This window comes from Geminicoccus harenae (genome assembly GCF_019800005.1).
GTDB lineage: Bacteria > Pseudomonadota > Alphaproteobacteria > Geminicoccales > Geminicoccaceae > Geminicoccus > Geminicoccus harenae.
This window is the reverse complement of the sequence record NZ_JABGCL010000167.1, coordinates 1-1,110: the sequence shown is the minus strand read 5'-3', so window position 1 is coordinate 1,110 and position 1,110 is coordinate 1. Positions and strand designations below refer to the sequence as shown.

The following is a 1,110-nucleotide window of genomic DNA, read 5'->3' as shown; positions in this document are numbered from 1 at the left end:
AAAGGGCATCACCAAAATTTCATATAACCCATACCGAGTGCTAAAAGCAGTCTTTGAAATATCTTCTTCCTTTACTCGAAGCTAATAATATCCTGAACGAAGATCAATCTTTGAAAAATAACAAGAACCCTTAAGCTGATCAAATAACTCATCAATACGTGGTAAAGGATAACGATTCTTCATAGTCACCCTATTTAACTTCCGATAATCAATACACAAACGTAAAGAACCGTCTTTCTTTTTCACAAACAAAACTGGTGAACTCCAGGGTGAATGACTATCTCTAATAAACCCTTTAGTCAGCAAATCATTTAACTAATCTCTAAGAACTTTCAGTTCCACAGGTGCCATCTTATAAAATGAAAGATGAATAGGATCAGTATTGGGATACACCTCTATAGAAAAGTCTATATCTCTGTGAGAAGATAAACCAGGTAATTCATCAGGAAATACATCGAGAAAATCTCTTACAACTGGCAAACATTCAAAACTAATAGAATCATCCTCATCTAAATCCAATGCCGCTAAAGTATTAACAAGTCCACATATTTGAGATCGCCATACATCTTTTATCGTTCGTGGAAACGGCATAACTCTACCTCTATTACCAACAAAACAAACTCTACTACCATCATTCAAAAACAAAGTCACCTTCTTTCCAAAGCAATCCACCATTGCTCTGTAAAAAGATAACCAGTCCATTCCCAGGATAATATCATATCCAAACAAAGGCATAACAATAAGATCAGCTAACAATTCAAAACCTTCTATCCAGATACTACAAGAATTACACACAGTCTCAGCTTTTACGTTTTCCCCAACTGGTGTAGACACACACAAAGGAAAATCTAAAGAGTCAAACAACAGTCCCAAACGAAGAGCACAGTCTAAATCAATAAATGAATGCGTAGATCCCGAGTCAAATAATACTCGAACCCCAGAATTAAAAAGAGAAATCATACCCTCTACAACTTCCCTGACTAGACCATGTTTCTTAATCATAACCCTGTTATGAAGTTATAGGCACTGTACCATACTCTTGACTTGACCCCGATCATTGTCCAAAACCACGGCCTATATTTCTACCAAACCCCCTTCCAACTCTTTGGC

At 36.6% G+C, this 1,110-nt stretch carries 2 protein-coding genes; both read right to left on the bottom strand.

Translation table 11 applies throughout. The features are described from left to right. Window positions 1-81 precede the first annotated feature (81 nt). Complete coding sequence (locus HLA95_RS29610) at window positions 82-246, bottom strand: reverse transcriptase domain-containing protein (protein ID WP_369076378.1); 165 nt, start codon at window positions 244-246, stop codon at window positions 82-84. Window positions 247-315: 69 nt separating this feature from the next. Further along, a complete protein-coding gene (locus HLA95_RS27430; RefSeq protein ID WP_255592574.1) occupies window positions 316-1,002 on the bottom strand; it encodes a retroviral-like aspartic protease family protein in 687 nt (228 codons plus the stop codon). Window positions 1,003-1,110 lie beyond the last annotated feature (108 nt).

Bases quoted from the DNA above. Each gene is read 5' to 3' on its own strand.
- HLA95_RS27430 (WP_255592574.1), bottom strand. From the start codon at position 1,002: ATGATTAAGAAACATGGTCTAGTCAGGGAAGTTGTAGAGGGTATGATT.